This window comes from Caballeronia zhejiangensis, assembly GCF_000698575.1.
GTDB lineage: Bacteria > Pseudomonadota > Gammaproteobacteria > Burkholderiales > Burkholderiaceae > Caballeronia > Caballeronia zhejiangensis.
Window position 1 is genome coordinate 117,739 of the sequence record NZ_JFHD01000012.1, and the last position, 25,452, is coordinate 143,190.

The 25,452-nt window shown below is 64.6% G+C and carries 25 protein-coding genes; 13 read left to right on the forward strand and 12 right to left on the reverse strand.

The features are described from left to right. Window positions 1–80: 80 nt before the first annotated feature. Entirely contained in the window at window positions 81–2,444 is a 2,364-nt protein-coding gene (locus BG60_RS17350) for a beta strand repeat-containing protein (RefSeq protein ID WP_034472212.1), read from the forward strand. Window positions 2,445–2,464: 20 nt separating this feature from the next. On the opposite strand, the gene BG60_RS17355 is transcribed toward BG60_RS17350, so the two are convergent. Continuing rightward, window positions 2,465–4,249: a ShlB/FhaC/HecB family hemolysin secretion/activation protein gene (locus BG60_RS17355; RefSeq protein ID WP_008347254.1), complete on the reverse strand. Its 1,785-nt coding sequence runs from the start codon at window positions 4,247–4,249 to the stop codon at window positions 2,465–2,467. 281 nt (window positions 4,250–4,530) lie between these two features. On the opposite strand from BG60_RS17355, the gene BG60_RS17360 reads away from it, so the two are divergent. Continuing rightward, window positions 4,531–6,921: an ATP-binding protein gene (locus BG60_RS17360; RefSeq protein ID WP_008347252.1), complete on the forward strand. Its 2,391-nt coding sequence runs from the start codon at window positions 4,531–4,533 to the stop codon at window positions 6,919–6,921. Between the two features lie 64 nt (window positions 6,922–6,985). Here BG60_RS17360 and BG60_RS17365 read toward each other — a convergent pair whose 3' ends face one another. Next, window positions 6,986–8,143: a porin gene (locus tag BG60_RS17365; protein ID WP_008347250.1), complete on the reverse strand. Its 1,158-nt coding sequence runs from the start codon at window positions 8,141–8,143 to the stop codon at window positions 6,986–6,988. A gap of 839 nt (window positions 8,144–8,982) precedes the next feature. On the opposite strand from BG60_RS17365, the gene BG60_RS17370 reads away from it, so the two are divergent. Further along, on the forward strand, window positions 8,983–9,294 hold the full coding sequence (locus tag BG60_RS17370) for a hypothetical protein (RefSeq protein ID WP_075583514.1): 312 nt from the start codon (window positions 8,983–8,985) through the stop codon (window positions 9,292–9,294). A gap of 25 nt (window positions 9,295–9,319) precedes the next feature. On the opposite strand, the gene BG60_RS17375 is transcribed toward BG60_RS17370, so the two are convergent. The 5 genes from BG60_RS17375 to BG60_RS17395 all read right to left on the reverse strand — a co-directional run bounded on the left by BG60_RS17375 (window position 9,320) and on the right by BG60_RS17395 (window position 13,769). Then, window positions 9,320–9,580 carry a hypothetical protein gene (locus BG60_RS17375; RefSeq protein WP_008347246.1) on the reverse strand — a complete coding sequence of 87 codons (261 nt, stop codon included), beginning with the start codon at window positions 9,578–9,580 and terminating at the stop codon, window positions 9,320–9,322. 68 nt (window positions 9,581–9,648) lie between these two features. Beyond that, the gene (locus BG60_RS17380; RefSeq protein ID WP_008347245.1) at window positions 9,649–10,038 is read right to left on the reverse strand and encodes a hypothetical protein; all 390 of its coding nucleotides are present in this window, start codon (window positions 10,036–10,038) and stop codon (window positions 9,649–9,651) included. 134 nt (window positions 10,039–10,172) lie between these two features. Further along, window positions 10,173–11,612, reverse strand: a complete 1,440-nt coding sequence (locus BG60_RS17385) for an MFS transporter (protein ID WP_008347243.1) — start codon at window positions 11,610–11,612, stop codon at window positions 10,173–10,175. A 59-nt stretch (window positions 11,613–11,671) separates the two neighbouring features. Next, window positions 11,672–12,820, reverse strand: coding sequence for a CaiB/BaiF CoA transferase family protein (locus BG60_RS17390; RefSeq protein WP_008347241.1), 1,149 nt, complete (start codon window positions 12,818–12,820; stop codon window positions 11,672–11,674). Between the two features lie 7 nt (window positions 12,821–12,827). Continuing rightward, window positions 12,828–13,769: a hydroxymethylglutaryl-CoA lyase gene (locus BG60_RS17395; protein WP_008347239.1), complete on the reverse strand. Its 942-nt coding sequence runs from the start codon at window positions 13,767–13,769 to the stop codon at window positions 12,828–12,830. 118 nt (window positions 13,770–13,887) lie between these two features. Here BG60_RS17395 and BG60_RS17400 point away from each other — a divergent pair, with 118 nt between their 5' ends. Then, window positions 13,888–14,790: a LysR family transcriptional regulator gene (locus BG60_RS17400; RefSeq protein ID WP_008347237.1), complete on the forward strand. Its 903-nt coding sequence runs from the start codon at window positions 13,888–13,890 to the stop codon at window positions 14,788–14,790. Here BG60_RS17400 and BG60_RS17405 read toward each other — a convergent pair. Both BG60_RS17405 and BG60_RS17410 read right to left on the reverse strand, forming a co-directional pair. Beyond that, a complete protein-coding gene (locus BG60_RS17405) occupies window positions 14,787–15,125 on the reverse strand; it encodes a cupin domain-containing protein (protein ID WP_008347234.1) in 339 nt (112 codons plus the stop codon). The two genes, BG60_RS17400 and BG60_RS17405, sit on opposite strands and share 4 nt — an antisense overlap. A 67-nt stretch (window positions 15,126–15,192) precedes the next feature. Further along, entirely contained in the window at window positions 15,193–15,468 is a 276-nt protein-coding gene (locus BG60_RS17410) for a hypothetical protein (protein ID WP_008347233.1), read from the reverse strand. 138 nt (window positions 15,469–15,606) lie between these two features. Between BG60_RS17410 and BG60_RS17415 the strand changes: the two genes are divergently transcribed. Then, window positions 15,607–16,662 carry a DMT family transporter gene (locus tag BG60_RS17415; protein WP_008347231.1) on the forward strand — a complete coding sequence of 352 codons (1,056 nt, stop codon included), beginning with the start codon at window positions 15,607–15,609 and terminating at the stop codon, window positions 16,660–16,662. Here the strand turns inward: BG60_RS17415 and BG60_RS17420 are convergent. Next, on the reverse strand, window positions 16,659–18,047 hold the full coding sequence (locus BG60_RS17420) for an FAD-binding oxidoreductase (RefSeq protein ID WP_008347229.1): 1,389 nt from the start codon (window positions 18,045–18,047) through the stop codon (window positions 16,659–16,661). The genes BG60_RS17415 and BG60_RS17420 overlap by 4 nt on opposite strands. A 97-nt stretch (window positions 18,048–18,144) precedes the next feature. On the opposite strand from BG60_RS17420, the gene BG60_RS17425 reads away from it, so the two are divergent. Next, window positions 18,145–18,423, forward strand: a complete 279-nt coding sequence (locus tag BG60_RS17425; RefSeq protein ID WP_034472215.1) for a hypothetical protein — start codon at window positions 18,145–18,147, stop codon at window positions 18,421–18,423. Between the two features lies 1 nt (window position 18,424). Here BG60_RS17425 and BG60_RS17430 read toward each other — a convergent pair whose 3' ends face one another. Beyond that, window positions 18,425–19,297, reverse strand: a complete 873-nt coding sequence (locus BG60_RS17430) for a LysR family transcriptional regulator (RefSeq protein WP_008347225.1) — start codon at window positions 19,295–19,297, stop codon at window positions 18,425–18,427. Between the two features lie 131 nt (window positions 19,298–19,428). On the opposite strand from BG60_RS17430, the gene BG60_RS17435 reads away from it, so the two are divergent. Then, window positions 19,429–20,682, forward strand: a complete 1,254-nt coding sequence (locus BG60_RS17435; protein WP_008347223.1) for an MFS transporter — start codon at window positions 19,429–19,431, stop codon at window positions 20,680–20,682. 2 nt (window positions 20,683–20,684) lie between these two features. On the opposite strand, the gene BG60_RS17440 is transcribed toward BG60_RS17435, so the two are convergent. Continuing rightward, window positions 20,685–20,888 carry a hypothetical protein gene (locus tag BG60_RS17440; protein WP_033535865.1) on the reverse strand — a complete coding sequence of 68 codons (204 nt, stop codon included), beginning with the start codon at window positions 20,886–20,888 and terminating at the stop codon, window positions 20,685–20,687. Between the two features lie 90 nt (window positions 20,889–20,978). On the opposite strand from BG60_RS17440, the gene BG60_RS17445 reads away from it, so the two are divergent. The 6 genes from BG60_RS17445 to BG60_RS17470 all read left to right on the forward strand — a co-directional run bounded on the left by BG60_RS17445 (window position 20,979) and on the right by BG60_RS17470 (window position 25,377). Next, window positions 20,979–21,419, forward strand: a complete 441-nt coding sequence (locus BG60_RS17445) for an SET domain-containing protein (RefSeq protein WP_008347218.1) — start codon at window positions 20,979–20,981, stop codon at window positions 21,417–21,419. Between the two features lie 30 nt (window positions 21,420–21,449). Beyond that, complete coding sequence (locus tag BG60_RS17450; protein ID WP_008347216.1) at window positions 21,450–22,022, forward strand: sigma-70 family RNA polymerase sigma factor; 573 nt, start codon at window positions 21,450–21,452, stop codon at window positions 22,020–22,022. Continuing rightward, window positions 22,019–22,744: an anti-sigma factor gene (locus BG60_RS17455; RefSeq protein ID WP_008347214.1), complete on the forward strand. Its 726-nt coding sequence runs from the start codon at window positions 22,019–22,021 to the stop codon at window positions 22,742–22,744. Before BG60_RS17450 ends, BG60_RS17455 begins: the two co-directional genes overlap by 4 nt. 110 nt (window positions 22,745–22,854) lie before the next feature. After that, window positions 22,855–23,634, forward strand: coding sequence for a DUF1295 domain-containing protein (locus tag BG60_RS17460; protein ID WP_034472218.1), 780 nt, complete (start codon window positions 22,855–22,857; stop codon window positions 23,632–23,634). Between the two features lie 19 nt (window positions 23,635–23,653). Further along, window positions 23,654–24,775, forward strand: a complete 1,122-nt coding sequence (locus tag BG60_RS17465) for an SAM-dependent methyltransferase (RefSeq protein WP_008347208.1) — start codon at window positions 23,654–23,656, stop codon at window positions 24,773–24,775. After that, window positions 24,772–25,377 carry a lipocalin family protein gene (locus BG60_RS17470; RefSeq protein ID WP_034472220.1) on the forward strand — a complete coding sequence of 202 codons (606 nt, stop codon included), beginning with the start codon at window positions 24,772–24,774 and terminating at the stop codon, window positions 25,375–25,377. The genes BG60_RS17465 and BG60_RS17470 overlap by 4 nt, the downstream gene beginning before the upstream one ends. Window positions 25,378–25,452: the final 75 nt, after the last annotated feature.

Below are 25,452 nucleotides of genomic sequence, written 5' to 3' on the forward strand. Positions count from 1 at the left end.
CCCAATCGCCGGGCTGAAAAGCGGCTACACCGTCAGCGGCCAAAAACGATGACAACAATCGACACCGACTGGAGGTCGCCATGCAGCGCAGCATTCGTCCGCTTGTTTCTCAAACCGCGATTCGTCGTGCGCGCCTGCGCCCGCTCGCGATCCTCGTGCCGATCGTCGCGGGCCTGACTTGCGCGAGCATCGCCGATGCCGCGCCGCCGCTGCCCGCCGGCGGCCAGTTCGTCGCGGGCAGCGGCGCGATCAGCGGCGGCGGCACCGGTTCGACGCTCACCATCAATCAGACGACGACGCGCGGTGTCATCGACTGGAACAGCTTTTCCATCGGCAGCGGAAGGCAGGTCACGTTCAACAACGGCAGCGGCGCGACGCTCAATCGCGTGACCGGCGGCAATGCTTCGGTCATTCTCGGCCAGCTCAACGCGACGGGCAGCGTGTATCTCGTCAATCCGCAGGGCGTGCTGGTCGGGCCGGGCGGCGTCGTCGCGACGGGCGGGCGCTTCGTTGCGTCGGCGCTCGACATCGGCAACGATGCGTTCATGCAGGGCGGCCCGCTCACGCTTTCGGGCGGCGGCAACGGCATGGTCATCAATCTGGGCACGATCGGATCGAGCGGCGGCGACGTGTTCCTCGTGTCGCGCACGGCGGCGGTGAATGGCGGCAGCATCAACGCGCCGCAGGGCACGGTCGAAATCGCGAGCGGCAATCAGGTGCTTCTGCAGGATTCATCCGGTGGACAGCAGGTTTTCGTGCAGACGGGCAGCGGCGGCACGGCGATGAACGGCGGCGTGATTCGGGCGGCGCAGGCGAGCCTCCAAGCCGCCGATGGCAACGTGTACGCGCTCGCCGGCAACAGCAGCGCGATCCGCGCGACCGGCACCGCGACGCGCGATGGCCACGTCTGGCTCGTCGCCGATCAGGGCGCGGTCCACGCGAACGGCACGCTCGCCGCGACGAACGCAGACGGCAGCGGCGGCACGGTCGAAACGCGCGCGAATACGCTCGATGTCGCGGGCGCGAACGTGACGGCGCGTACATGGAAACTCGGCGCGCCGTCGTTCACCGTCGATCAGGCGAACGCGGATTCCCTCGCGCGCGGCCTTGCCAACGGCACATCGGTGGATGTCGAAGCGAGCAGCGGCGATCTGAACGTCGGCGGCAACGTCCAGTGGAACGGCAACGCGTCGCTGACGCTCGGCGCGGCGCACAGCGTGGCCATCGGCGCGGGCGCGACCATCGGCAACACGGGCAACGGCAATCTCACGCTGCGCGCGGATTCGGGCGGCATCGACAACGGCGGCGGCGTGGCGAACAGCGGCACGATCGACTGGTCGAAGAGCGGCGGCATCGTCAGCGCGCTTTACGACATGAACGGCAGCTATGCGCCGGGCACGCTGCTCACGAACAGCGGATGGACCGCCGCGCCGTACAGCGGCGTGCGCACGCAGGCGACCGCGTACCGGCTCGTGAACAATCTCGCGGATCTCTCGAACGTGACGCAGGATCTCGCGGGCAACTACGCGCTCGGCAAGGATATCGACGCGAGCGCGACGTCGTATCCGAACTATTTCACGGCGATCGGCTCGAAGACGACGCCGTTCACCGGACAGTTCGACGGCTTCGGCCACACGATCGACAGGCTCGCGTCGACGCCCAATCTCAACGACGACCGTCAGGGCCTGTTCGGCGTGATCGGCGCGAACGGCGTCGTGCGCGATCTGAATCTCACGAACTCGAGCACGGGCGGCTACGCGTCGGGCGCGTACGGTTTGCTCGCGGGCCAGAACGACGGCCTCGTCACGTACGTCAACACGACGGGCGGCGTCGGACAGAACGGCTTCGGCGGCGCGGGCGCGGGCGGGCTCGTCGGCGTGAACAACGGGATCATCGAGCGCTCGTCGAGCACGGCGGATGTCGGCTATCAGATTCCTGCGGGCGGGCTCGTCGGCGTGAATAACGGCACCATCGTGCAGTCGTATGCGACCGGCACGACGTACGCCGGAAATCACGGCCAGACCGCCGGGCTCGTCGCGTACAACAACGGACTGATCACGCAGTCGTATGCGACGGGCGGCGTGGGCGGCTTCGGCGGCGGCGGGCTCGTGTTCGACAACGGCGCGACGGGTGTCATCAACGAGTCCTTCGCCGTGGGGCAAGTCGGCGGCGGCGGGCCTCCGGGCGACGCATACGGCGGTATCGCGGCGTACAACGAGGGCGCGATTCACAACAACGTCTACTGGAACAAGGAGACGACGATCCGCACGAGCGCGGCCGGTTCGAACTCGGGCACGACGCCGCCGGACTCGAACGGGCTCACGACCGCGCAGATGAGCAATGCGTCGAATTTCCTCGATTGGGGCATTCCGTCGGGCGGCGTCTGGGCGATGCCTACCGGCGCGACGCATCCCGTTTTGCAGTGGCAGCAGGCGCAGCCTTGAGGGGCGTGCCGAGCGGATCGTCAGCTTCCGATCACGAGGAATATCTCCCCCACCGGCGCCTTCGATCCGTTCGGCACGACCGCCTTCAACGGAAACCCATACGTTCCGCGAAAGCTGACGAACCTTCCGACCTGCACACGCACGCCCACACCGACGCTCGCCAGCGAAGCATTGTTCACTTCGCCGAATTCCGCGATGCGATTCCACACGTGACCCGCATCGAAGAACACGAACGGCTGCATCGCCGCCAATCCCGCGAGTCCCGCGAGTCCCGCGCTTCCCGCCGATATCGCCGGCGCACGCAATTCGGTTTGCAGGTTCCATCCCCGATCGCCCTGCGCGGAATACGGCTCGTAGCCGCGCACGGTGGCATCGCCGCCGAGTCCGAGTTCCTCGCTCGGCAATAGCGTGCTGCCCGTCCACTGCAACAATCCGCGCGCCGATATCGAGAATCCCGACTTGCCGAGCGGCATGTCACGCTGCGCCGACAACTGCATGTACTGATAGCGCGGCTTCGCGCCGAGACGAGCGGCATCGTAGGCTTCGTCGTTGCTGTTGCTGTCGAAGTAACCGGGACTCGCGAAGAGCGCTGCGTTCAGATGCGTATCGCCCGATGCATCGCTATTCGAAAGATCGTAGGCGATCACTAACTGATGGATATGCGTGTTCGCATTGAACACCTGAAAGCCGCCGAACTCGAGATCGTTGTTCGAGCGCTTGAAGTCGTAGCCGAGTTGCACTTGCTGTTGCCACGCGCCCGCGTTGTCGAGCGGCGGCAGACGCCAGTCATAACGAAAACTGAGCTGCGCGCTGAGACCCGTTTGTCCGTAACTGTCGGGTAAACGCGGCGTGCTCTGCGCGAACACGCCGAACAACTCGATGCGATCGAGCCACGGCAACGGCGCAACGGCATTGAACGCGTGCGCGATGTAGCGCGGACGATCGGGCCGCCCTTCGATATCCGGATTGCCGCTCAACAGATCGTTACTCGCGGTCATCTGATAGCCGATGCGCGCATCGATGCCGAACAGATTGCCGTAATCGAATCCCGCGAGAATGCGATCGCGGCCGAGGTCGCGCACGCCGTCGTTGTTATAGCCGCCGTAAATGCGGAACGGAAAGCGGTCTTCGGTTTGCAGCACGACGTCGGTCGTATCGGGCGCGGTGCCGGGCGCATAAATCACGTCCACGCGCCGATACGGATTCGCGTTGAGCAACGCGAGTCCCGCGGCGACATCGGCTTCGCGGATCGGCTCGCCGCGCGCGAGCGGCATCTCGCGGGCGAGCAGCGCATCGGAGAAATGGCGGTTGCCCTTCGGCATCACGCGCCCCGCGCGAAACTCCGCGATGGCGATCTTCACGACGCCATTGCTCACGTCCTGCTCGGGCACGTACACATCGACGAGCGGCTGGCCCGCCGCGCGATAACGTTGCACGACGGCGCGCCGGATTTCCGCGAGACGCGCGAAGGTCAGCGGCTTGTGGAGATCGGCGGAGAAGCTGTCGAGAAAATCGGGCGTGAGAAAAGGCGCGCCCGTCGACGTGATCGCGCCGTTCGCGCCCGATTGCGTCGCATCTGATGTAGCATCCGCACGCACGAACGCGATGCCGCGCAGATCCTGAAGCGCGATTCTGTGCGAGTCGTCGCTCGGCTCGGGCGGCGACGGCGACGCGCGCGGACGCTGCTCGGCGGGCGGCGCAATCGGCGCGACATCGCGATACGACTGCGCGGCGGCGTCGCGTTCGGCAACGATGCAGGCGATCGCGGTCGATAGCACCGTCGCGGCGACGCGTGTGCGGTTCAAATCATGTCTCCTCGGCGCCGGCCGCGTAGGTTGGCCCCGCATGTTATCAGCGCACGGAGCGGAACGTTTCATGCGTCGGGCGCGCATGACCGGTCGCGAGAGAAAGATGCTCGCACCGTACCTGTTAGCGTCGCGAACGCGCGTAGAAATGACTCGACGTGAACGGCCGAGCCAGTAGAAAACACCGCAGCGACATTGGCCTTTCTTCCGACCGCGCAACGCATCTATGATTCGGAGATGATCGGCGCGATGAGCAGCCGAACCGCATTGTCAGGACGAGGATGGACAAAACCTCCAACGCAGAAATCACCGATTCCGCTTCGCTCGATGCATCGGTCTACGCGCAATGCGCGCGCGAGCCGATCCACATTCCCGGCGGCATTCAGCCTCACGGCGTGCTCTTCAGCGTCGACGCGCATTGCCACATCCTGCAGGCGAGCGCCAACGTCGCGCAGCTCGCGCACATCGCGCCCGAAGCGTGTCTCGGCCGCGCGCTCTCGACGGTGCTCGGCCAGCACGCGGCCGAACGTGCGAGCGCGGGACTGAAGCAACTCACGCGCGACGGCGCGGCGATCCACGTCGGCAACGTCGTGCTCGACGGATGGACGCCGGACGGTCCCGTCGCGATCGTCGTGCATCGGCATGACGGGCTGTTGTTCGTCGAAGTGGAGCCGGCGCGCGACACCGCCGACGTCTTCTCGACGATGTATCCGCTCGTGCGCTCCTTCGTGAGCGATGTCCAATCGATGCACACCGTCGAGCAGATTTGCCAGTTCGCCGCGAACGAGATCGCGCGCATCACGGGTTTCGGCCGCACGCTCGTCTATCAGTTCGACGAGGAAGGCAACGGCAACGTGCTCGCGGAAAGCGTCGAGCCGGGCTATCCGTCGTATCTGAAGCAGCACTTTCCGGCATCGGACATTCCCGCGCAGGCGCGCGAGCTGTATCGCAAGAATCGCATTCGGCTCATATCGAACGCGAACTACGAAGCCGCGCCGCTCGTGCCCGCGCTGCATCCGGCGACGGGCCGCCCGACCGACCTCACGTACGCGTCCTTGCGCAGCGTGTCGCCCGTGCATCTGCAATACATGCGCAACATGGGCACACTCGCGTCGATGTCCATGTCGATTCTCGTCGACGACAAGCTCTGGGGCCTCATTTCCTGTCATCACGCGACGCCGCGTCTGCCGCCGTTCGAAGTCCGCACTGCGTGCGAGCACGTCGCGCAGATCGTCTCGCTGCAGATCGAAGCGCGCGAGACGCAGGCCGAAGCGCATTACCGGCTCGAATTGCGCCGCATGCTTTCGAAGCTGCTGTCGTCGATGGCGAACACGGACAGCTTCGTCGAAGCGCTCGTCAGCGACGCCTCCGATCTGCTCGGCTTCACGCGCTCGTCGGGCGCGGCGGTGATCTTCGAAGGACGCACGTCGCTCATCGGCGTGACGCCGAGCGCGCACAGCGTCACGGCGCTCGTCGACTGGCTCGACAATCAGAGCGAGGACGTCGTGATGTCCGACCGCGCTTCGCAGGATTGCCCCGCGCTCGCGGATTCGCCCGAAGTCGCGGGCTTTCTCGCGGTGTCGATCTCGAAGATCTACCGCAATTACGTGATCTGGTTTCGCCGCGAAGTCGTGCAGACGATCGAATGGGCGGGCGATCCGCGCGCGAAGCTGACGGGCCTCGCCGCGTCGCTTTCGCCGCGCGTGAGCTTCGATACCTGGACCGATGTCGTGCGCGGCCGCTCGCTGCCGTGGCGACCCGCCGAGCGCGAGATCGCGCTGGAATTTCGCGCCGCCGTGCTCGGCATCGTGTTGCGGCGCGCGGAGGAAATTGCGCAGCTCGCGACGGAACTCGGGCGCGCGAATCACGAACTCGAAGGATTTTCATACACGGTGTCGCACGATCTGCGCGCGCCGCTGCGGCATATCGTGAGTTTCGCGGACCTGCTAAAGCAGATGGACGGCGAAAAGCTGTCGGAGCGCGGGCGCGGCTATCTGGAGCGCATCGTGACGTCGGCGCGTTTCGGCGGGCGTCTCGTCGACGATCTGCTGTCGTTCGCGCAACTCGGCCGCGCGGCGCTGCGTCCGCACACGGTCGACGTCCACGCGCTGGTGCATACGGTGATTCAGAACGATATCGACGAACAATCGTCCGCACGCGTGCATTGGAAGGTGGACGCGTTGCCGCGCGTCGAAGCGGATCACGTGTTTCTGCATGTCGCGTTCGCGAACGTGATGTCGAACGCGGTGAAGTTCAGCGCGCAACGCGAAGAGCCGACGATCGAGGTCGGCGCGCACGATGGCGTCGGCGAGCTGATCGGGCATGTCGTCTATTTCGTGCGCGACAACGGCATCGGTTTCGATATGCGTTATGTCGACAAGCTCTTCGGCGTGTTCCAGCGTCTGCACGTCAACGAGAAGTTCGACGGCACCGGCATCGGGCTCGCGAACGTGCGGCGCATCATCGAGCGGCATGGCGGCAAGGCATGGGCGGAAGGCGCGCCCGATGGCGGGGCGACCTTCTATATGGCGCTGCCGAAGCAGTTCCGCCCCGAAAGCGGCGTGCGGCGCGATACGGCCGCGACCGCGCTGGCGCGGCTCGCCGCGGGCACGGGCGGCGCGGGGCACGACATCGGCCAGCTCATCAAACGTTCGGAGCAGGACAAGAAGTAACGCGCAATGCAAAACGGCCGCGATCTTGTGGATCGCGGCCGTTCTTTTCCCTACGACGCTACGCTTAGAAGCGGTGACGCAGGCCCACGGTCGCCGCGACCTGATTCTGCGTCGACGACGGCGACAGCGTGTTGATCATCGCGACGTTGGCGCCCGCATTGCCCAGCTCGCCCGACGCATGCTGGTACACGCCTTCGACGTACACATCGGTGCGCTTCGAGAGCGAGTAGTCAGCCTGCAGCGAAACGGTGTGCCACTTCGGATCGCCCGAGCCGTTCGCGCCCGTCACCTTGCCGTCCGTGTACGTGTACGCGGCGTCGAGGCTCAATGCCGGCGTCACGAGATAGCGGCCGTTCAGCTCGAAGTTGTTCATGTGCAGGTTCGAGTTGCCCGGCAGCGCGAACGTCGTGCCGCCTTGCGATGCGGCGAGCAGGTTGTCGTAGTGCGTGTTGGTCCACACGAAGCCGACCGTCGCCGGGCCGTACGTGTAGTTCACGCCCGCGCCGAACGTGCGCTGCAGTTCAGCCGTCAGATTCGCGTTGTTGCCCTGACCCGCCGACACCGCGCCGCCCGTGTTCGCGTTGTTGCGCGAGTTGTTCGTCTGCAAGTAGGCCGCGGCGAAGTTCAGCGGGCCGTTGCCGTACGACGCGCCGGCGCTCCATGCGCGGTTGTTCGCGAACTGGCCTGCGTCGTTCGAGAAGCCATACAGGCCGCCGAACTTGAAGCCCGCGTAATTCGCGCTCTGATACTTCACCGAATTGCGGATCGAGAACGAGTGATCGAGATTGTCGTTGTCGAACGGATGCGCCGTCAGGTTATTGCCATAGCCCGCGCCTGCTTCGGCGAGCGGCGACAGATAATCGACCATCGAATCATATTGACGGCCGAGCGTGATCGTACCGAATTGATCGTGCTGAAGGCCGACATATGCCTGACGGTTGAACATCGTGCTGTTTTCGGTATAGCGGCCGTTATTGAGGTTGAAGCCGCTCTCCAGCTTGAAGAGCGCGTGCAACCCGCCGCCGAGATCTTCACTGCCTTTCAGGCCGAAGTAAGTATCCGAAACCGCGCCGCTGCCTTGCTGCCAATTGTTATGGCCACCGGCGTTGTTCGTATAGACGAGACCGGCATCCAGCGTGCCGTACAACGTGACGCTGCTCTGAGCGTGGGCTGCTGCTGCGAAGGTGCCGAGAATGCCCGCGATGAGAAGGGTTTTTTTCATGGTTCTCTGTGTCCTGTTTAATGCGAAAGCTTCCAGGGACTGAAAGAGCCCGGGAAACTGGGACACACTGTATGCGACGGGCGCTTGAATGTGACCGCGTATCCGGCGCAATAATCATTTGCTGATTCTGCGAACCGGCGTGCAGATCCCTTCATAATCTTTTAAGGTCAAGGGCTTAGCGGCGATTCGGAGCTCAGATAATCCAAATGGCTGTTGCACATCGACGACGTTATTACTGCGCATTCTGGAGAAGTCCATTGCGTCGCATGCGGTTTATAGCGGCGGAGGCGTTTTGCTAAGCTTCCCGGGTCTGAAGATCTCCACGCAGATATCTCGAGGACACGGAGCGGTTTCGCGAGAGGGAGCCGCTCCGTTTTTATTCCCGACGCGGCGATTAATCCGAGCGCTTTAGACGGTCTCCGAACAGCGGCCGTCGAAATCACTCAGTTACCCGAAGTACCCGAACGATTTTCCCGATTCTTGATGCCGACCGTAAAGGTTACGCGCCCACCGCGAACGGAACGAATCGCATTTAGATGAATCGAATCAATGAGTAACGCGATATGTTTCGCTAAATATCTCGACGTTTTGAAAATTTTGCGCGAGATAGACGGGCAAATCAGGCGACGAAATTACGTCCTGTGACGGCAAATTTCGGAAATTCGCGAACAAGTTCTTCACTAAATGTAACCGTCGCGCAAACGTTTGCTACCGCACAGAACGGGACCGGGCGTTCTGCTCGTTTCATTTCGAAACAATCTGAAGGAGCTTGAATCGCCTCTGCGGAACGCTGCTTGCTTTAATAGAGGCCTCTGTAAAATTTAGCCGGATATAGCCACATGAAAAGAAGCGCCAATGCCACGACCGTCCCAGCATTTCGACAGCGGCGGCCCGCTCAGCTCGCTGAACGCGAGCTTCTGCATCTGGAAATGATTCTCTCGAGTGTCGTCGAAGGGAACTCGGCTTCCGATCGCCTTCCCGCCAGCTATTGGGATATGCGGATTTCGCAACTGGACGCGGAGTACGACCTCGTCCCGTCGCAAAGTCAGCGTGTAGCATCGCTTCAACGCAAACTCGCGTTACTCGACAACGCGCTCGCCACCGCTGCCGACGCGCAGGAAGGGCAACAGAACCGGCGCGTCGCTGCCTGATCCGGGTTCGTCGCGCGGCGCTGATTTATAGTGCCGCCCGCACCCATTCGTCGACCAGCGTGCGCGCCTGCGTGTGCGCGCTCATCAGCGCGTCCTCGGCGGATGCGAAATTCGAATAGCGTGTGTTCTCGATCAGGAGTGGCGAGAACGCAGTGACCGGCCTTCCGGAACGGCTGATCGTCACGATCGCCAGATAGCGCAATTCGCCCGGCGGCGGCACGAGCCGGCTGCTCGTTTCGATCGCGACTTCGAGCACGAAGCCCTTGTGGTTGTACGACCGTATCATCCGGACACCCCGTACGCGCCGTGGATATGACGTGCTTCCAGCATGAGATATACCCGTTCGAAGCGCTGCTACTTCGCGCGTCGAAGCGCCGTGCGCGCGATGTCGGCGGCGAGATCGGCGCGCAGTTCGGCCCATTTGCCGAGCAGCGTGGCGTCGTCGGTGAAGAAGTAAGGCGCGTGCGTCCAATGGGCGACCTTTCCGCCCGCGACGGCCAACTCGAAGATACGCATGTCCTGGTCATCGCTGACGCCAGCGCTCACGAGTTCGCGAAACGATCGAATATCGTGCAGCGAGACGTTCTGTATGCCGACGCCGTGCACCACCGCCATCACCGTCTTGCCGATGCGCCAAGCGGCCTCGCGGCTATCGGCGAGCACGAAAGCGACGCTTTCCAGAGGCGTCTCGAACTTCAGCCGATACAGCCGCGCCCTGCATTGTTCACTGAGTTGCGTGTTCATTTGACTCAAGCCCGCGTCGCTCGCCTGGAGCGACGCGCAGCAGGAGTTGATCCCGCTTCAGCATAGGATGCCGCGACCCGGAAAGTATGTCCGATTGCACTGCGTTTCGAACGCACGCGCGCGCGTCACCTGATTCACCGGTTCAGCTCCTCGAGCCGCAGCCCGTTGGTCTTCGGACCGAACAAGCCGATTGCCAGCGCCACGAGCAGCATGCAAACCGTAATGCCGATGAACACGCCCGGCACGCCGAAATCCTTCAGCAGCGACGCGATGATGAAGCCCGACATCATCGCGCCCGCGCGGCTCGCCGAGTAGACGATTCCGCTCGCCCGGCAGCGCACGGCCGTGGGAAAAAGCTCGGTCTGATACGCGTGATAGCAGACCGAGATCGTCTGGCCGGCGAGCGAGATCAGCACGCCGAGCGCGATGAGCGCAACGGGCGATTTCATCTGCCCGAACGCGAGACCGCTCGCGATCACGACGAGCGCACCGCCGACGATCAGATACTTCCGCTGCACGCGGTCGGCGTAGAACATCGCGAAGAGCGGTCCGAGCGGCAGCGCGAACGCGATGATGAACGAATACAGCAGGCTCTTCGTCACGGTAATGCCCTGCCCGATCAAGAGCGTCGGCACCCAGTTCGCGAAGCCGTAGTACCCGATCGCCTGACAGAAGTTGAAGACGATGAGCATCACGAGACGCGAGCGATACGGCGCGACGAACAGCTCGCCGAGCGACGCCCGCCGATGCGCCGGCCGCTCGACGACAGGCGCGGGCGGCGGCAATGCGGCGCCCGATTCGCGCTCGACCACGCGCTCGATGTCGCCGACGACGCGTTCGCTCTCCTCGAGCCGGCCATGCATCGCGAGCCAGCGCGGGCTTTCCGGCACCGCGCGCCGGATGAACCACACGATCACCGCGCCGACCGAACCGGCGAGCACGACGACGCGCCATCCATCGAGACCGAACACGGTTTCCGGCACGAGCCAGTATGAAAGCAGCGCGGCGACGGGCGCCGCCGCGAACATCACCATCTGATTGAAGGCCATCGCGCGGCCGCGCATGTGCTGCGGCACGAGTTCCGTCACGTAACTGTCGATCGTAATGATTTCGATGCCCACCCCGATGCCCGTCACGAAGCGCCAGAAGATCACGCCTTCGGGGCTCGTCTGGAACGCCATGATCGCGGAGCCGATCGAGTACCACAGCAGCGAGAACGTGAACACGCTGCGCCGCCCGTAGCGGTCCGGCAGCCAGCCGAAGAAGAACGTGCCGATGAACAAGCCCGCGAACGTCGCCGCGATGAATCCCGCAATGCCGGTGAAGCCGAAGAACGCATGCGTCGTCGTCTGCAAAAGTCCGCTCTTCGCCATGCCCGGCGCGATATAGCCGGTGAAGATCAGATCATAGATTTCGAAAAAGCCGCCGAGCGAGATGAGCAACACGAGCATCCAGAGATGCCGCGTGATCGGCAGTCGATCCATGCGCGCGGAGATTTGCGCGCCGGGCGTCGTGGCGACGCGAACGTCGGGCGTTGCGAGCGGCTCGGCGACCGCGCTGAAAGTGGGCTGCATTGTCCTGTCTCCTGTGTTGGCGACGGCGCGTGTTTTTTATATGCGCCTGTCGCAATGCCTCATGCCGTGACGCGTTTCGTCAGTTGCCCGAGCACTTCGTCCGTGTGCTCGCCGACGCGCGCGAGCGGCTGCCGCACGCCGGGGCGGCGTCCGCCCATCGTGAGCGGGAGCAAAACCACGTCGGTCGTGCCGCCGTCGTCGGTCTGCATCGGCACGAGTCCGCCGCTCGCTTTCAGATGCGGATCGTCGAGCAACTGTTCGGGGCGCATGATCGGCGCGTAGGGAATGCCGGCCGCTTCGAGCTTCGGCGCGAGCTCGTGGGCGCGGTGATCCGCGAGAATCTCGCCGAGCCGCGCGAGCAATTGCGGCCGCACCGCGACGCGCATCGCATTGGTCGCGAACTCGGGCGCTTGCGCGAGATCGGGACGTTCGAGCACATCGCAAAGCGTAACGAATTGCTTGTCGCTCACCGCGCCGATGAACAACTGCTCGCCTTCGGCCAGCGTGAATACGTCGTACACGCTCCATGCCGATACGCGCGACGGCATCGGCGGCGGCGCTTCGCGCGTCATCGCGTATTGCTGCATGTGTTGCGCGGAGAGAAACACGCAGTTCTCGAAGAGCGCGCTCTGCACTTCCTGGCCGCGTCCGGTGAGATCGCGTTCGCGCAGCGCGGCGAGCACGCCGATCGCGCCGAACATGCCGCCCATGATGTCGTTCACCGACGTTCCCGCGCGCAGCGGCCTGCCCGCCGGACCGGTCATGTAGGCGAGGCCGCCCATCATCTGCACGACTTCATCGAGCGCGAGACGCTTTTCGTACGGCCCCGGCAAAAAGCCCTTGTGCGACACGTAGATCAGTTTCGGATGCGCCTTCGACAAGGTTTCGTAGTCGAGACCGAGCTTCGTCATGAGGCCGGGGCGGAAATTTTCGAGCAGCACATCGCATGCGCCGATCAGTTCGAGCGCGCTGTCACGCCCTTCTTCCGTGTTGATGTCGATGACGACGCTCTTCTTGTTCCGATTGAACGAGCGAAAGAAGCCGATGCCGAGACCCGGCAGATTGCGCGTCTTGTCGCCGCCGGGCGGCTCGATCTTGATGACTTCCGCGCCGAGATCCGCGAGGATCATGCCGCAGGTCGGGCCCATCACCATATGCGTGAACTCGATCACGCGCACGCCTTCGAGCGGCAGGGTTGAATGACTCATGACGTCCTCAGGCTTCGATTGCAGTTTTCGATTCGTGATTGACCGGCAAGCCCGCGAGCGCGAGCGCGCCGTGCAGCGTTTCGCCGTCGAGCCAGCGCGCGAGTTTCGCGCGCACGTCCAGCAACGCTGAAATATCGATGCCGGTCTCGATGCCCATATCGGCGAGCATGAACGCTAGGTCTTCGCTCGACGCGTTGCCGCTCGCGCCCGGCGCATGCGGACAGCCGCCGATGCCCGCGAGCGTCGCATCGAAACGCGCGACGCCGGTTTCGAGCGCGGCGTAGACATTGGCGAGCGCGAGGCCGCGCGTGTCGTGAAAGTGGCCGCACCAGAAGCGCTCGCCGGCGATGTCGCGCGCCTTCTCGAAGAGCTCGCGCACCGCACGCGGACCGGCGTATCCAACCGTATCGGCGATGCTCACGCGGTCCGCGCCCGCATCGAGCAGCGCCTGCATGTAGCGCAGCACATCGGCGTGATCGACGCGGCCCTGAATCGTGCAGCCGAACGCCGTGCCGATGCCGCCCTCGATCAGCGTCTTCGCGCCCGACGCATCGCGCGCCGCACGCATGCGCGCGACTTCATCGACGACTTCCTCGGGCGTCTTGCGCAGATTGGCGAGACTGTGCGCGCGGCTCGCGGAAAGCGGCACGAGCATCAGATCGGCGTGCGCTTCGATGGCGCGCTCCGCGCCTTTCAGATTCGGCACGAGCACCGAAACCAGCAGGCCCGGCAGCGTCGTTGCGTAGGCGACGAGTTCGGCGGTATCGGCGAGTTGCGGCAGAAGGCGCGCGGGCACGAACGAACCGACTTCGATTTCGCGCTGACCGGCGGCGTAGGCATCGCCGATCCATTCGATCTTGCGTTCGGTCGGCACGATCGTGCGAATGCTCTGCAGGCCGTCGCGCAGGCCGACTTCGCGGATTACGGCGTTCTGCGGGAACGCGGGCATGGCTTTGTCTCCGGTCTTATGTGTATGGTCTCGACTTTAGAGATTCCGCAAATGGCCTAAAAGCGGTAATTTGGAAAGCTCATGCTTCCCGTTCGGAACGTCAGAGGAATCCAGTCACATGCGCGATATCGATCTGAAAACGCTGCGTCTCTTCGTGACGGTCTGCGAGCACCAGAACATCGCGCGCGCGGCGCACGAGGCGCATATCGAACCATCCGCGATCAGCAAGCGCATCGCGCAACTGGAAACATCGCTCGGCGTGCCGTTGTTGTCGCGCTCGCGGCGCGGCGTCGAACCGACGCCCGCGGGCATCGCGCTGCTCGAACACGCGCGCAGCGTGCTGTTCACGATGGAACGCATCGCCAACGACGTCGCCGCGTTCGGCGGCGGTCTCATGGGGCGCGTGAGCATTTGCGCGTCGGCATCGGCGATTGCGGAAGCGTTGCTCGACGATATCGCGTCGTTCATGCGCGAGCCGTCCAACAAGAACATCAAGGTCGATGTCGAAGAACGGCTATCGAACGATCTCGTGCGGCAGTTGCGCGAAGGCGTGGCGTCGGTGGGCGTGTGCTGGGACAGCGTCGATCTGCACGGGCTGCAACATCGCGCTTATCGGCACGACCGGCTCGCGCTCGCGGTGCCGGCGGATCATCCGTTCGCGAAGCGGCGTTCGGTGAGCTTCGAGGAATCGCTGGAATTCGAGCACGTCGGTCTGCCGCCCGCGACCGCCGTGCATACGATGCTCCAGCGCGCGGCGGCGCAAGCGGGCAAGTCGATGTCGTATCGCGTGATCGTGTCGAGTTTCGATGCGGCGTTTCGCGTCGTCGCGGCGGGGCTCGGCATCAGCGTCGTGCCGATGGAAGTCGCCGGAACGTATCGGCAGGCGCTCGGCATCGAAGCCGTGCCGCTCTCCGATGCGTTCGCGAAGCGCCGCTTCGTCGTATGTTTTCGCGACTTCGACGCCTTGCAGCCGGCCGCGAGGCGGCTCGTCGAGCATCTCGAAACGCGTGCGGCGCGTTAGGCGGGCGCGTCGCAGAACACGGTTTGCGTGTCCTTTTTCTCGATCGTCAGATTCACCGAACGCGCGCCGCCCGGGCGCGTGCAATGCGGCTTGCCCGCGGGCACGGTCAGCAATTGCCCGGCGCGCAATTCGACGGCGCCTTCCTCGAACTCGATGACGAGCGTGCCTTCGACCGCCACGAAAGTCTCGTCGGAGTTCGGATGAAAGTGCCATCGATACGGCGCGTCCATCACGCTGATATGGACGTCGTGATCGTTGACGTTCGCGATGACGCGATTCATGTAGCCATCGCGCGCGGCATCGGCGATGGCTGCGTAGTCGATTGTGCTGTTCATCGTTTCAGGCTAACGCCGCGCGCGAATCGGCACAAACGAATCGTTTTGACTTTCATGTGAGCGCGATTCACACGCCTGCCGCGTTCGCGTGCCCCATGATCGCCGAGATATTGCCGATGGCCGGTTGCGCGTACCGCACCGGCGGCGCATCGGGCGGCAGCGGCGCGGGGCCGGAATCCGTCGCGTGCGCATAGACCGGCAGCGGCGGCGCACTCTGCGCGCTCGATGCGACCGGGAACAGCGGCCCGCCCACAATGCCCACGCCGATGAACGGATGCGCCTGCGCCACCGTCACGAGGCCAAGGAGTTTCACGCCCACCATCACATGTCGGATCGTCTTCATTTCTCGTCTCCCGCGCTGCGTTGTTCGTCGATGGAGGCATTCTGCGCGGCGAAAATGAGCAAAGAATGAGAGCGCGGCGGGCGTCAGACCATGTGAACTACACTTTCGAGACGTCACGATGCGTTCCACGGTCCCTTCATGCAAAGCCGATTCACCGCGATTCTCGTCGCCCTCACCGCGGCCGCGCTCTTCGGCGCGACCACGCCCATCGCGAAAGCGCTGCTCGGCCCGATGCCGCCGTTCATGGTCGCGGGCCTGTTCTATCTCGGCAGCGGCGTCGGCCTCGGCGCGATTCTGCTCGCGCGCGGAATCTGGCGCGAAAAAACCGAAGGCATGCGCGCTCGGGAAATCGCATGGCTGTGCGGCGCGATCGCGTTCGGCGGCGTCGCGGGGCCGGCCTTGCTGATGCTCGGCCTGACCAGCACGCCCGCCGCGACGAGCTCGCTCTTGCTCAATCTCGAAGGCGTGCTGACGGCGGCGATCGCGTGGATCGTCTTTCGGGAAAACGTCGATGTATCCGTGTTTCTCGGCATGGCCGCGATCGTCGCGGGCGGCGTCGTGCTCGCGTGGGAACCGGGCGCCGCCCATGCGACGACCGGCGCGATCCTGATCGCCCTGGCGTGCCTGTGCTGGGCCATCGACAACAATCTGACGCGCAAGATCTCGACCGCCGACGCAATGGTCATCGCCTGCGCGAAAGGGCTCGTCGCGGGCGCGACGAATCTCGGCATCGCATTCGCGATGGGCGCGCACTTGCCCGCGCCGCCTATCGTCATCGCCGCGATGGCGACGGGCTTCGGCGGCTACGGCGTGAGCCTCGTGCTGTTCGTGATCGCGTTACGGCATCTCGGAACGGCGCGCACCGGCGCGTACTTCTCGGTCGCGCCGGTGTTCGGCGTCGCGCTCTCCCTCGCGGTCTGGCCGCAAACGCCGGGCATGCCGTTCTGGATCGCCGCCGCGCTGATGACGCTCGGCGTGTGGCTGCACGTACGCGAACGGCACGAGCACGAGCACACGCACGAGCGCCTGGAACATACGCATCGGCATGTGCATGACGAGCATCATCGGCATACGCACGACTTTCCGTATTCCGGCGACGAACCGCACACGCATCCGCACGCGCATCTGCCGATCACGCACTCGCACGCGCACTTCCCCGACATTCACCACCGGCATTCGCACAAGCGCGGCTAGAACACCTTGCCGGGATTGAGCAGGCCGTGCGGATCGAGCGATGCCTTGATCGCGCGCATCGCCGCGATATCGGCTGCGCGGCGCGCGAGATGAAGGTATTCGCGCTTCTTCACGCCGATGCCGTGCTCCGCCGAAATCGATCCTTCGAACTCGCGCGTGACGTCGTAAATGACGGCATCGACATCGTCGTGATCCTGCTTTCCCCGGCCGGGAATATCCACGACGATGTGAATGTTGCCGTCGCCGAGATGGCCGTAGGTCATCACGATGGCGCCCGGCCAGCGCGCGCGCAGACGCGCTTCGCATTGCGCGGCCGCATCGCCGACTTGCGCGATCGAAAAGCTCACGTCGTACGCCGCGTAGTTCGGGATGAAGCGATCGTATTCGCCGGGCGCATCGCGGATCGCCCAGAAATCGCGCGCGTGCGCTTCGTTCGATGCAATGGCCGCGTCCGTCACGATGCCCGCTTCGAGCATGCCGCCGAGAAATTCCTCGAACGCTTCGCCGTGCCGCGCGGGATCGGTGCCGACGCTTTCCAGCAGCACGTAGAACGGATGCGCATCGGCGAGCGGCGCGCGCAGGTTTTTCAGATTCGCGATGACCGTATCGTGATAGCCGGCCCACATCACTTCGAACGCGGACACGCCCGGCGCGAGGCTCGCCTGCGCGCGCGTGAGCAGCGTCGTCACCGCGGCGAAATCGGGCAGGCCGCACCATGCGGTCGCGGTCGCCGTGGGCTTTGGACGCAAGCGCAGCACGACCCGCGTGATGATGGCGAGCGTGCCTTCGCTGCCGATCAGAAGATGGCGCAAGTCGTAACCGCTGTTGTTCTTGATCATCTTGTTGAGCCCGCCGACGATCTCGCCGCTCGCGAGCACCGCTTCGACGCCGAGCACCTGATCGCGCATCATCCCGTACTTGATGACGCGGTTGCCGCCCGCGTTCGTCGCGAGATTGCCGCCGATGGAACAACTGCCGCGCGCGCCGAGATCGAGCGGAAAGTAGAAGCCCGCCGCGCTCGCCGCTTCCTGCACGACTTGCAGCGGCGTGCCGGCTTCGACGGTCATCGTCCCCGAGATTGCGTCGATCTCGACGATGCGGTTCATGCGGTCGAGACTCAGGCTCACTTCGCCGCCGAGCAGATTCGCGCCGCCGACGAGTCCGGTCAATCCGCCTTGCGTGACGACCGGCTGCTTGTGCGCCGAGCAGATGGCGAGCGCCTGCGCGACTTCATTCGTATCGCGCGGACGGATGATCGCGAGCGGCGTCGCGCCGGGCATGCCGCTCCAGTCGGCGACGCGCCGGTCGCCGAATTCGTCGGGCAGCGCCACGACCTGTGCGCCGAGCGCTTCACGCAATGCCATCACTGCTTCGCTTACTGCCATGCGTCGTCTCCTTCGTTGTTTCGGTTCGGTATCGGATGCGATAGTTTGAACCAAAACGCGCGAGAATTATTGGCAACGATTCGGGAGAAACGCGACGATGGAACGGGCAAACTACGAAAGCGCGCTGGCACAACTGGTCGGCGCGGCGCAACTGGTTGCGTCGGGCGCGGATAAAGATCGGCGCGCGCAGGCGTTCGAGATGCTGGCGTTTTATCGGCTGCGTCAGGGACGAATCGGGGAAGCGGGCGCGCTCGTCACGTCGAACGACGAGCTTTTCAAGGACACGGCGATCGCCGCGCTCACGATGGCGGGCCGCAAGGAATTTCTCGCCGCCGCCGCGTTGCTCGAACAGGCGCGCGGACTATTGACGAACTGAACTACGCAAGCGCGAGGAAATTGCGCACCACCGCCGATGGATCGTCGCGCCGCGACGCCAGCGCGAGCCGCGCGCGCAAGCCTCGCGCGACGATCGGACGGTAGACGACGCCCGCGACGCGCACCTGCGTGATCGCCTTCGGCACGATCGATATGCCGAGCCCCGCCGCCACGAGCGTCACCGCCGACGCCATCTGCGGCGCGGGTTGCGCGAGACGCGGCTCGAAACCCGCCGCGGCGCATGCGGCAACGATGTCGTCGAACAGCGTGCCGCCCGCCGCGCGCGGCACTTGCACGAAGGGTTCGTCGATCAGTTCCGCCAACTCGATGCGCCGGCGCGAAGCCAGCCGATGACCGACAGGCAAGGCGACGAACATCGGCTCGTCGTCCCAGTCATGCTGCTGCACGACGTCCGCGACGCGACGCTCCGGACGAACGATGGCGACATCGAGCTGCCCCGCTTCGATCTCGTCCAGCAGCACGCCGGAAGCGGCTTCGTGCAGCGTCAGTTCCGCATCGGGATACGCTTCGCGAAATTTGCGGATCAGCGCCGACACGCGCTCGTTGAACGCCGCCGTGCCCGTGAACCCGACGCGCAAATGTCCGGTTTCACCCCGCGCCGCGCGTTGGGCCGCTCGCGCTGCGCGTTGCGCGTCGTCGAGCACGCGGCGCGCTTCGTCGGCGAACACGCGTCCGGCCAGCGTCAGTTCCGCGCCGCGCGCGGTGCGCTTGAACAACACGACATCGAGTTCCTGCTCCAGCGCTTTCACTTGCTGGGAAAGAGGCGGCTGGCCGATGCCGAGCATCTCGGCGGCCTTCGTGAAATTCGCGGTTTCGGCCACGGCCAGGAAATAACGCAGATGCCGAAGCTCCATTTTCTTGTTCCTTTTGCATGAACACGATCGAGCCAGTGCTAAAAGATATTGCCGGGCATACTTTCATATATTGGACATATGAGCGCGCATTGGCAAGAATGAATCCGGTTACTTCTCAACCGGCGACGCCCATGTCCTCCCCTTCGATTTCACCGTCGGCGACCCACGAACGCACCGCCGCGACGCGCCCGCTTCCCAGCGGCATTTCTCCTGCTTCGGCCGCGTATCGGCGCATCGCGCTCGCGCTCTTTCTCGCGGGCTTCTCGACGTTTTCGCTGCTCTATTGCGTCCAGCCGCTGCTTCCGGCGTTCGCGCGCGAGTTTCATATCGGCGCGGCGGCGAGTTCGCTGTCGCTGTCGGTTTCGACCGGATTTCTCGCGGTGTCCATTCTGTGCGCGGGCGCGTTGTCCGAGCGCGTCGGGCGGCGCGGGCTGATGTTCACATCGATGACATCGGCGGCCGTGTTCAATCTGCTGGCGGCGAGCGCGTCGAACTGGGACGCGATGCTCGTATGGCGCGCGCTCGAAGGCTTCGCGCTTGGCGGCGTGCCCGCCGTCGCCATGGCGTATCTCGCCGAAGAAATCGCAGCCGAAGGGCTCGGCTTCGCGATGGGCCTTTACGTCGGCGGCACGGCTTTCGGCGGCATGATCGGGCGGATCGGCATGAGCGCGCTCGAGGAATATTTCTCGTGGCGCACGGCGATGTGGACGATCAGCGTCATCGATCTGATCGCGGCCATCGCATTCGTGATGCTGCTGCCGCCGTCACGGCGTTTCGTCAAACGCACCGATCTCACGCTTCGGCATCATTTTCAGCTGTGGAAAGCGCAATTGCTTCACGGACTTCTGCCGCTCGTGTTCGCCATCGGCTTTCTCGCGATGGGTGCGTTCGTGACCGTGTACAACTACGCGGGATTCCGTCTTGTCGCGCCGCCGTTCAACCTGAGCGCGACCGCATGCGGCCTGATCTTCGGCGCGTATCTGTTCGGGATGGTGTCGTCGTCGACGGCGGGCGCGCTTGCCGACAGGTTCGGACGAGCGCCGGTTCTCGTCAGCGGTGTCGTGCTGTTCGCTCTGGGTCTCGCGCTGACGCTTTCGGGCGCGCTCGTGACGATCATCGTCGGCATCGTGCTCGTGACGATCGGCTTCTTCGTCACGCATTCGGTCGCGAGCGGATGGGTCGGGCAACTCGCCGGCAGTGCCAAGGGTCACGCGGCATCGCTCTATCTGCTCGCTTACTACGTCGGGTCGAGCGTGCTCGGATCGATCGGCGGATCTTTCTGGCAGCACGGCGGATGGCTGGCCGTCGTGGGCTATGTCGGCGTGTTGCTCGCGGTTTGTCTCGTGGTGGTGAGCCGCATCGTTCAGAAGCGCGACATCCGGTAGCGCTAGAACAACTCCGTTTCGAGCGGGAGCAGGTTGATCCATTTCACGGCGGTGCGCCGCTCCACGCCGTCGTCATGAATCGACCGTATCATCACGCGCTGGCCGCGCGCCTCCCCGAGAACTTCGACGATCCGGTTGCGATATCGCGCAAGCGAGCCGCGTAATGGCTTGCGCTTCCTGCTCTTGCGGGGAGAAACTGCGGGCATGGACGTGACAACGATTTATGACGGCCACATCATAACGATGCTCACGCCTGCACTCAAATATTCAACCTCCTCACTGCGGCCCGCCACACCATGCGTCGAATCACTGTCCGGACATCGCCCGTTCATGGCCGGGGCGTTTTCGCTCTCGCCGACCTTCCCACGGGCGCGCTGCTGCTCGAATACAAGGGTCTGCGCCTGTCGTGGAAGGAGGCGCAGCGCATGCACGCGAAATCGAACGCGGAAGAGGGTCATACCTTCCTCTTCGGTCTCGATGACGGCACGGTCATCGACGGCGCGCGCGGCGGCAATTCCGCGCGCTGGCTCAATCATAGTTGCGCGCCGAACTGCGAAGCGGAGCAGGACGGCGAGCGCGTGTTCATCCGCGCGATCCGGCCGATCGGCAAAGGCCAGGAGTTGTTCATCGACTATTGCCTGACCGTCGATGGCCGGCGCACCGCGGCGCTCAAGCGGCTCTATGCGTGCCGGTGTCTCGCGTCGGGTTGCCGTGGAACGATGCTTTCGCACAAATAGGGATTGCACCGCGAGACACCTGGCCTGCACATGACGGACACCTACTCCGGCGATATCGAACGCCTGCCCCGCGAGCGCATCGACGAGATGCTCACGAACGTCGCGAAGGGCGACGAACAGGCGTTCGCCGAGTTGTATCGCGCGACATCGGCGCGAGTGTTCGGCGTGATCGTGCGCATGATCCGCGATCGCGGCGAAGCCGAAGACCTGCTGCAGGAAGTGTTCGCCACGGCCTGGCGTCGCGCGGATACCTTCGATCCGGCACGCGGCAGCGCGATGACATGGCTCGTCGCGCTCGGGCGCAATCGCACGATCGACCGCATGCGTCAGCATCGCGAAGAACTGCTTGGCGAAGGCGATGCGCCCGACATCGCCGACGAAGCGCCCACGCCCGCGGCCGCGGCGGAATCGAGCGAGGAACGGCGGCGGCTCGAATCGTGTCTCGACCGGCTGGAGCCGCAGCAGAAGAGCGCGATCCGCGAGGCGTTCTTCACCGGCGCGACGTACAACGAACTGGCGCAAAGGCTCGCCGTGCCGCTCGGCACGATGAAAAGCTGGATTCGCCGCAGCCTGATGCAGCTCAAGACCTGCCTCGAACAATGAACACGCCCGCTCGCGACGACGACGATCTGCGCTGCGCCGAATATGCGCTCGGCGTGCTCGACGCGCACGAACGCGCAGCGCTCGAAGCGGACGTGTCGCGCGATCCCGCGTTGCGGCACACGCTCGATGACTGGCAGCGACGTCTTGCCCCGCTCGCCGACGATGTCCGCGCGATCGCGCCGCCGCCGCGCGTGTGGACGCGCATCCGCCGCGATCTGGGATTCATCGCGCCGCAGCCGAAACGCGAACGCTGGCGCGACAGCCTGAACGTGTGGCGCTGGCTGACGATCGGCGCGAGCGTCGCCGCGCTCGTCCTGCTCGGCGTGACCTTCACCTTGCTGCGGCAAGCCCCGCAAACGCCGACGACGGCAGCCGTCTCCGGCGAGTACATGGTCGCGTCGATCGCGCGCAAGGACGGCGTCGTGCACTGGACCGCGACCGTCGATGTGCGGCGCGCGCGCATGGTCGTCGTGCCCGCGTCGCACGTCACGATCCCCGCGAATCGCGCGACGGAACTGTGGCTGATTCCGCCGAACGCGAAGCCGATTGCCCTCGGCGTCTTCCCGCCCGATCGTCCCGCGACGATGACGCTGCCGCCCGAGATCGTCGCGCAACTCAGCGCGCAGGCCGTGCTCGCCGTATCCGACGAACCCCCCGGCGGCTCGCCGACGGGCGCCCCGACCGGACCCGTGCTCGCAACCGGCCAGATGCGTTCGACCTGACGATCGATCGCATCGCGACTCTCGCATAGCGAACGTCCATCTTTCGTTCGCTGCATCCAATCGCACTCGGCATCCGTATGACTCGGTGAACGCCTGTTCGCGGAGCCGCCATGCCTTTCATCGTCACCGTGCTCGTCGTCGTCAGCGGATTCGTGCTGGTCTTTTTTGCCGCGTGGCTCTGGCAGTTGCGCACGGAAAACGCGGGCATGGTCGATCCGCTCTGGGCCGCTTCGCTCGGCGCGGCCGCGCTCGTCATCGCCGCGTGCGGGACAGGCGCGACGGTCAATCGCGTATGCGTCGCGGCGGGCGGCGGGCTCTGGAGCGCGCGGCTCGCGCGGCATCTGTGGCGGCGCAATCGCGGCAAGCCGGAAGACACGCGCTATCGCGCGTTTCGCGAACGCTGGGGCGAACACGCCGCGCGCAACATGCTCGGCTTCTTCCAGTTGCAGGCGTTCATTTCGATGCTGCTTGCCATCGCGTTCTTCGTGCCCGCCTATGCGCGCGAGGCGGCGAGTCCGCTGTGCATCGCGGGATTCGCCGCCGTGTGGATCGTCGCGGTCGCGGGCGAAGCGGCGGCCGATCGTCAACTCAAGCGCTTCGCCGCCGATCCCGCGCATCGCGGAAAAGTGTGCCGCGATGGCTGGTGGCGCTATTCGCGTCATCCGAATTACTTCTTCGAATGCGTGCATTGGCTCGCGTACGCGGTGCTCTCGATCGGCATGCCGTGGGGCTGGGCGACGCTCGCGCCGCCCGTGCTGATGGCGTGGCTGCTGCTGAAGGTATCGGGCATTCCGATTCTCGAAGCGCATCTCGCCGATACGCGCGACGGCTATCGCGACTACATGCGAACGACGAGCGCGCTGATTCCGTGGCCGCGTAAACGCGCATGAACAAAGCAAGGACACGCCGATGAACATCACCGCCCGCGATACCTCATCCGCGCCCGCCGCACCCGCCGACATGCCCGCGCTCGACGAAAGCCGCATCATTCGCGCGTGCGAGCGCGGCCTCGTGCCTGATGCGCTCGTGCGCGCCGGCATGCGCCTGCTGATCCGTCAGCGTCTCATCGACGAATATGCGAACGACAACGCACAACGCACGCAGGCGTTCGAGCGCTTTCTGAACGAACTGCGCGCGAGCCCGATCGCGATCGATACGCACGCCGCCAACGCGCAGCATTACGAGCTGCCCGATGCGTTCTTCGAAGCGCACCTCGGCCCGCGCCTGAAGTACTCGTGCGGTCTGTACCCGCTCGGCGACGAAACGCTCGCGCAATCCGAACTCGCGATGCTCGAACGCTATGCCGAGCGCGCGCAACTCGCCGATGGTCAACGCATCCTCGATCTCGGCTGCGGCTGGGGCTCGCTCGCGCTGTGGATGGCGGAGCGTTATCCGCGCGCGCAAATCGTCGCGCTGTCTAATTCGGGCGGGCAACGCGCGTTCATCGAAGCGCGGGCGCGGCAGCGCGGCCTTCGCAACTTGCGCGTCGTGACGGGCGATGTCGTCGATTTCGATTTCGCGCACGACGAGACGCCGTTCGATCGCATTCTGTCGATCGAAATGTTCGAGCACATGAAGCATTACGGCCTGTTGCTCGCGAAGATCGCGCGCTGGCTCGCCGATGATGGACGACTTTTTGTCCACCACTTCGCGCACGCGACGCTTGCGTATCACTTCACATCGCGCGACGGCGGCGACTGGATGTCGCGCTATTTCTTCACCGGCGGCACGATGCCATCCGCGTCCTTGCTGCTGCACTTTCAGGACGATTTGCGCGTCACGCGTCATTGGTGGATGAACGGCACGCACTACGCGCGCACGGCGAATCAATGGCTCGCGAATCTCGATGCCGCTCGCGATCGCGTCATGCCGATGCTGCGCGACGTCTATGGCGATGCGGCCGCCATCTGGTTTCAGCGCTGGCGCATGTTCTACATGGCGGTGGCCGAGTTGTTCGGCTACGCGCGCGGCCGCGAATGGGGCGTCGCGCACTATCTGTTCGAGAAGCGTCCGATAAAGGTGATGTCATGACAAACACGAAGCGGGCGCTCATCGTGGCGCTGGTGGCGGCCGGCGTCGTCGTGGCGGTGGCGAGCTGTTCGAGTCCGCCGAATCCGAATCCGCGAGCGAACCGACCGCTCGAAACCGTTGCCGTGGACGTGCCGCGCTACATGGGGCGCTGGTATGTCATCGCGAATATTCCGTACTTCGCGGAACGCGATTTCGTGGGCACGCATGTCGAATGGTCGCTGCGCGCGGACGGAAAAATCGACGACGTCTTTTTCGGCCGCAAGAACGGCTTCGAGCAAGAGGAAACGACGCATCGTTTCTTCGATACCGTGAAGCCCGGCAGCAACGGCGGCGAATGGAGCGTGCAACTCTTCTGGCCGATACGCGTGACGCAACTCACGCTCTACGTCGATCCGGATTATCGCTACACGATCCTCGGCTATCCGAACAGAAAGCTCGGCTGGATCTTCTCGCGCGAGCCGGCGATGAGCGACGACATCTATCGCTCGATGCTCGCGCGCCTCGACGCGATGGGCTACGACACCGCGCGTTTTAGCCGCGTGCCGCAATCGCCGGAGCAGATCGGTCAGCCGGGATTCCAAAGTCCCGGTCAGCGCGACTGAAGCAGCGCGGCGCGCGTGCATCCGCGCGCGCGTCTTTCTCGTATTTGATCTCGCACTCGTCTGGAACAGCCACGT